The following is a 5,691-nucleotide window of genomic DNA, read 5'->3' on the forward strand; positions in this document are numbered from 1 at the left end:
GCTGGGAGACCCACACCCGCCACTGCCGCAGCTGCTCCGGCGCCGACCGGCGGCTGGGCCAGCTGCAGCCGCTGGCGGCGGCCGTGCTGCTGCTGGCGCTTGGCGCGGCGGCCTGGTGGGGGGCCTCAGCGGCGGCGGCCGCTGCGCTGGTGGTGGCGGCACTGGCGGCAGCGACCTGGTTCCAGGCAGGGCGTTGGCGGCATCAGTTGCGCGTGGGGCGGCCGGTGCCGCCGCGCAACAGCCTGCGCACCACTCCCCGCAACAGGGCCTGAAGCTCAGGCGCGCACCACCGGGATGTCGCTGAGGCGGGTGGTGGCGGCACGCGAGAGCTGCTGCCGCTTCATCGCCCAGGCCGGCCGGAGGCCGCAGGCGGCCCACTGCACGGTGCCGCGGCCGTAGCGGCGGTTGAGGCCATCGATCGTGGCCATCAGGGCTTCGCGCCGCTGCTGCTGCTCCGGCGGCAGCGGCGTGAGCAGGTGGTGCTGCAACTGCTGCAGGGGCTGCAGGTTCTGCAGCAGCACACCGGCCTTCTGCAGGGGTTTGTGGGGGCGGAACAGGCGGTCGGCCAGCGGCAGGGCGGCGGCCAGCAGCACGGCCGTGTCGTTGCTGGCCAGCGGCAGCGACACCGTGGCGGCATTGGCGTAGAAGCTGGTGCCGTTGAAGGGGCTGCTGCGCACGAACACGGTGATGGTGTCGGTGCGTTGGCCCTGGCGGCGCAGCTTCTCGGCGGCGCGGCTGAGGTAGGTGGCGATCGCCTCCCGCAGCTGGGGCAGCTCCCGCACCGGTTCGCTGAAGCTGCGGCTCACGCAGGTTTCCCGCTTGGCGGGCGGCACCGCCACCAGCGGCAGGCAGCTGTGGCCCCGCAACTCCTGCTGCAGCCGCAGCCCCACCACGCCCGCCCTGGCCCGCAGCTCGCCGCTGGCCATGTCGCGCAGCTGCAGCGCATTGGCCACGCCGCGCAGCCGGCACCAGCGCGAGAGCTTGCGGCCGATGCCCCACACATCTTCGATCGCGACGGCCGCCAGCCAGGGATCGGGGGCGGCCACCGCCCCAAGATCGAACACACCGCCGTGGGCGCGGTTCTGCTTGGCCAGCTTGTTGGCCACCTTGGCGAGCAGCTTGGAGGGGGCGATGCCCACCGCCACCGGCAGCCCCAGATGCCGCCGCACCTGGGCCCGCAGCGCCTGGCCCCAGGCGGTGAGATCAGCGCCGGTGCCTGCCGCGCCACCGGTGCCGGCGGGGCGGCGCAGGCGGCCGAACGCTTCGTCGATCGAATAGACCTCCAGCTCCTCCACCCAGGGCTCGAGCGTGAGCATCAGGCGGTGGCTCATGTCGGCGTAGAGGGCGTAGTTGGAGCTGCGCACCACCACCCCGAGCCGCTCCAACTCGCGGCGCACCTGGAAATAGGGGGTGCCCATGGCGATGCCGAGGGCGCGGGCCTCGGCGCTGCGGGCCACGATGCAGCCGTCGTTGTTGGAGAGCACCACCAGCGGCCGGCCGATCAACGAGGGATCGAGCGCCGCCTCGCAGGAAGCGTAGAAGTTGTTGCCGTCGATCAGCGCGGTGGCCCAGGCCATGGAGGTTGGGGTGGAGGGGGCTCAGAGCGGGTGGATCACGTGGATGGCCACGCCCCAGAGGAGCGTGTCGTCGCCCTCGCCCAGGGCCAGCGGCGGGTAGGCGGGATGAGCCGCCTCCAGCCGCAGGCGACCGCGGTGCAGCACCAGGCGCTTGAGCGTGAAAGCCCCCTCCAGCACGGCCACCACGATGCGGCCGGGGCGCGGCTCGACGCTGCGATCGACGATCAGCAGGTCACCGTGATGGATGCCGGCCTCCACCATCGAATCGCCGCTCACGCGCAGGAAGAAGGTGCTGCTGGGGCGGGCGATCAGCTGCTCGTTGAGGTCGATGCCGGTTTCGACGTAGTCGTCGGCGGGGCTGGGGAAACCGGCAGCCACGCTCTCGCCGGCCAGGGGCAGCAGCAGGCCGGTGCGGCACTGGCGCAGGGGCCGCGGGAGCGGCTGGGGCTCGGGCGGTGACTGGGCCTGGGCCGCAAGCCGTGACTGGGGATCAGGCCGTGAGCGGAGCTCTCGCCGTGACTGGGCTTCAAGCCGTGACCGGGCCTCCGGCAGCGGCAGGGAATCAGGCGGTGGCTGGGCGGGCATGGGCCCCGGGACAGGTCCTGCAGATTAGTACAGATGTACCAGAATCAACGGGGTCGGCAGCGCGGAAATAGCCTGCGGCAACGCTGCCAGCGGGCCATGCATGCGGCAATCACCCGGCCAGCGGCCAACAGCGTCGCCCGTGATGGCGCCTCCCGTGATGGCGGCTGTCGTGACACCGTCTTCCGTGGCACCACCTCCCCTGGCGCCGCCGCCTTCCGACTCCAGCGCCGCTGGGGCCAGCTCCCGTGGGAACGCAGCCTGAGGCGCGGGGCGCTCGCTGCCGTGATGGTGCTCAGCTGCACCGGCGCATGGGCCGCGGAGCTGGCCGGGCCGGGGGTGATCTGGCGGCTGCGCCAGGGGGCGGGCTGGGTGTACGTGGCCGGATCGATGCACGGCCTTCCCGCCACGCGCAGCACCCTGCCGGCCACCTATGTGCGCGCTTACGCCGCCGCCGCGCGGCTGGTGATGGAAATCGATCTGAAGAGCACAAGTCCGGCGGAGCTGGCTGAGGAACTGCTGCGCCGCGGCCTGCAGGACGGCGGCGGCACGCTCAGCACCGACCTGGGACCGCAGCGCTGGCGGCAGCTGCAGCCGCTGCTGAAGAGCGCCGGCCTGACGCCGGAACTGGCCGAGCCGCTGAAACCTTGGGCGGTGGCGCTGATGCTGGCCTCGGGCCAGCTGCTGCGCAGCGGCTATGGCGGCGAGAACGGCGTGGAGGCCCAGCTGCAGGCACGGGCCGCGGCCGATCGCAAACCGGTGACGGGGCTGGAGACAGCCAGCGTTCAGCTGGGGCTGCTGGCGGGCCTGCCGCTCAGCGACCAGCTGGCGCTGCTCGATCAGGCGATCGCGGAACAGGAGCCGCTGCCACGCCGCCTGAACGAGCTGGAGACCGCCTGGCGACTCGGGGATCTGGCCACGCTGGAGCGGCTGGCGCTCGCGAACGACGGCTCAACCCCGGGCGTACGGGCGGTGCTGCTCGACCGCCGCAACAGCCACTGGCTGCCGCCGATCGAGTCCTTCCTGCAGCAGCCGGACAACACCCTGGTGGTGGTGGGGGCCGCCCACCTGCTGGGCGACGGGGGGCTGATCGCCCTGCTGCGCCGCCGGGGGCTGGTGGTGGAGCGTGTGCTGGATGAGGGGAGGCTCCCGCCGGCAGCGCCGGCAGGGGCAGGCCCCGCGACCCTCGCCCCCTAAAGGCGCAGCTGAAAGCCGTCGCGGCGGTGGAAATCGGGCGCGCTGCCGGGGTGGGCCAGGGCCCAGTAGGTGAGGGCGCCGCCGGCCTGCTCCACCACGGCGGTGACTGCCAGCTCCAGCGGGCCGCCGCCGGGCAGGAGGGCGGCAAGGTCGCAGGTGAGCTCAAGCTCCAGAACGCCAGGCGTGCGCGTGACCCGGAAGGGCAGCGCCTGCAGCGCCGCCGCCGGCGCCATCCCCTGGCGGTAGCCACTGAAGCGGTAGACGTTCCAATGGCCGGCGGGGGAGAGGTTCACCTCCCAGTAGGCGTCGGCACCGGGAGTGGCCAGGAAGAACTCCAGGCAGGTGGTCTGCCAGAGGTCATCGCAGCGCTGGGGCAGCGCCGCCGGCTCCGGCAGGCACACGCCCTCGAGCGCGCCCGCCAGCCGCCAGCCGATCTGCAGCTCCGCGCCGCGCCGCACCACCTGACCGGTGAGGGTGAGGGCCGCCGCTGGGGGAGACGCCGCTGAGGAGGCCGCCATGAAGGGATGAAGCGTGAAGGCGTGGGAGTCCAGAGGTGGCGATGAGGGTGGCGAGGTCATGCCATCACCGCCGCGACGATCGCGCGGATCTCGGCTTCCTGCGCCTCGATGCTGGCGGCGAGAGCGAACTGCACCAGGGCCCGCTGCAGGTTCTGCCCCGGCCGGCGCACCTTGAAGTACACGTCGCCGGCGAGATGGTCGGTGAGGAAACGCACCCCCAGCTCGAAGGCCAGCAGGCGGATCGCGTCGTAGAGGAAGGCCACGTCGTCGGTGGTGAGCATGGGGCGGGCCGCCGCCGCATAACCCTCCAGCAGCGCCGCGCAGAAGCCGGTGTCGAAGCGCACCGCGCGCCAGTCGGCGGCTTCCTCCCCGGCGAGGTTGCAGGCCGAGCGCAGGCAGTCGCCGATGTCGTAGTGGATCAGGCCCGGCTTCACGGTGTCGAGATCCACCAGGCTGATCGCGGCGCCGCTGGCCGCATCGATCAGCACGTTGTTCACCTTCGGGTCGCCATGGATGGGGCGCAGCTGCAGCCGGCCACTCCCCTTGGCGTCCTCCAGCACCGACGCCCACCGCTGCCGTTCCGCCACAAAGGCAGCGCAGTGGCGCAGCTCGGGGGAGGCGGGCGGCGGTGACGCGGCGCAGACCCGGTGGTAGGCCGCCAGGTAGGTGGGGGTGATGTGAAACCCCTCCAGCGTGTCCACCAGCTGGTCCACCGGCAGATCGCTCACCAGCCGGTGGAAGCGGCCCAGGCCATAGCCCACCTCACGGGCCTGCCCGGTGTCACTGAGCTGGTCGAGGCTGCGGGCGCCGCCGATGAAGGTGGTCATGCGCCAGAAGGCGCCGTCGCACTCCAGCCAGGGATCAGCGCCGCCCTGCAACGGCACCACGCGCGGCACCTCCCAGCGGCGGCCCAGGCCGGACGCCGGCGCCTGCAGCTGGCGCTCGGCATGGGCGGTGAAGGCCAGCAGGTTGCGCATCACATCCCGGGGCTGGCGGAACACGTGGGTGTTGAGGCGCTGCAGCACATGGGAGCCGCCGGGGGCCCCCACCAGCTGCACCAGGTAGGTGTCGTTGACGTTGCCGCCGCCGAGCGGGGCGATCGCCTGCACCGGAGCGCCGAGCGCGAACTGCTCGGCCACCGCCACCAGATCGGGCGCGGCGGGCGGCGATGGCACTGCGGGGGCAGCCCCCGGCTCGTCGGTCATGGCCTGCGCGGCAGCCTGCGCTGCGGATGGTGCCACCCACCCTGCCGCGCCGCCCGTCCCCGGCTCAACCGCTGGCCAGCAGCCTCGCCCGCCAGCGGTCGCTGAGGTCTTCCCCCAGCAGCGTGAGCAGGGCATAGACCAGCACCAGCGCCAGCAGCTGGTCCCAGGCGAACGAACTGAGGCTCTCCAGCAGCTGGCTGCCGAGGCCCGTGGCGCCCACCAGGCTCACCACCACCGATTCCCGCAGCATCACATCGCTGCGGTAGGCGGCATAGGCGAGGTAGGGGCGGGCCACACCGCTGAGGCGGCCGTAGAGCAGGGCCAGCCGCGGCCCGCTGCCGGCGCAGGCCAGCGCCTGCTCCGTGGCCGGGCTGGCATCGGCGGCGCTCTCCAGCAGCAGGCGGCCGAGCACACCGAGGTTGTGAAAGCCGAGGGCCAGCGCACCGGTGACGACACCGGGCTGCAGCACCAGCAGCAGCAGCAGGGCCGTGAGCGGCGGCGGCCAGAGGCGGCCCAGCGCCCAGACCAGGCGCAGCGGCGCCCGTAGCCAGCGGGACGGGGCCGCCAGCAGCAGCAGCAGGGGCGCCAGACCCACCGCCAGGCAGGCCGCCA

6 protein-coding genes and 1 pseudogene are annotated in these 5,691 nt (G+C 73.1%); 2 read left to right on the top strand and 5 right to left on the bottom strand.

Annotated features, from left to right (window positions below; translation table 11 throughout):
• Positions 1-272, top strand: a pseudogene (locus tag KBY86_RS15075) (hypothetical protein); the annotation flags it as partial.
• A 3-nt stretch (positions 273-275) separates the two neighbouring features.
• On the opposite strand, the gene KBY86_RS15080 reads toward KBY86_RS15075, so the two are convergent.
• Together KBY86_RS15080 and KBY86_RS15085 are read right to left on the bottom strand one after the other, a co-directional pair.
• Positions 276-1,577, bottom strand: a complete 1,302-nt coding sequence (locus KBY86_RS15080; RefSeq protein WP_255141733.1) for a Y-family DNA polymerase — start codon at positions 1,575-1,577, stop codon at positions 276-278.
• 21 nt (positions 1,578-1,598) lie between these two features.
• Positions 1,599-2,003: a LexA family transcriptional regulator gene (locus KBY86_RS15085; RefSeq protein WP_255141737.1), complete on the bottom strand. Its 405-nt coding sequence runs from the start codon at positions 2,001-2,003 to the stop codon at positions 1,599-1,601.
• A 255-nt stretch (positions 2,004-2,258) separates the two neighbouring features.
• Between KBY86_RS15085 and KBY86_RS15090 the strand changes: the two genes are divergently transcribed.
• Entirely contained in the window at positions 2,259-3,356 is a 1,098-nt protein-coding gene (locus tag KBY86_RS15090) for a TraB/GumN family protein (protein ID WP_255141734.1), read from the top strand.
• Here the strand turns inward: KBY86_RS15090 and KBY86_RS15095 are convergent.
• From KBY86_RS15095 to KBY86_RS15105, 3 genes are all read right to left on the bottom strand, one after another.
• Positions 3,353-3,874 (bottom strand): DOMON-like domain-containing protein, encoded by a 522-nt coding sequence (locus KBY86_RS15095; protein WP_255141736.1) that lies wholly within the window; start codon positions 3,872-3,874, stop codon positions 3,353-3,355. The genes KBY86_RS15090 and KBY86_RS15095 overlap by 4 nt on opposite strands.
• A 56-nt stretch (positions 3,875-3,930) precedes the next feature.
• Entirely contained in the window at positions 3,931-5,079 is a 1,149-nt protein-coding gene (locus tag KBY86_RS15100) for a phosphotransferase enzyme family protein (RefSeq protein WP_255101206.1), read from the bottom strand.
• Between the two features lie 64 nt (positions 5,080-5,143).
• A partial coding sequence (locus KBY86_RS15105) for a PhnE/PtxC family ABC transporter permease (RefSeq protein WP_399221674.1) occupies positions 5,144-5,691 on the bottom strand: 548 nt, incomplete at its 5' end.

The sequence above is a fragment of the Synechococcus sp. Lug-A genome (genome assembly GCF_024345655.1).
In the GTDB taxonomy this organism is placed as follows: domain Bacteria; phylum Cyanobacteriota; class Cyanobacteriia; order PCC-6307; family Cyanobiaceae; genus MW101C3.

Excerpts from the sequence above, each read along its gene's own strand:
- KBY86_RS15095 (WP_255141736.1), bottom strand. The coding sequence starts at position 3,874 with ATGGCGGCCTCCTCAGCGGCGTCTCCCCCAGCGGCGGCCCTCACCCTC.
- KBY86_RS15080 (WP_255141733.1), bottom strand. The coding sequence starts at position 1,577 with ATGGCCTGGGCCACCGCGCTGATCGACGGCAACAACTTCTACGCTTCC.
- KBY86_RS15100 (WP_255101206.1), bottom strand. The coding sequence starts at position 5,079 with ATGACCGACGAGCCGGGGGCTGCCCCCGCAGTGCCATCGCCGCCCGCC.
- KBY86_RS15090 (WP_255141734.1), top strand. The coding sequence starts at position 2,259 with ATGCATGCGGCAATCACCCGGCCAGCGGCCAACAGCGTCGCCCGTGAT.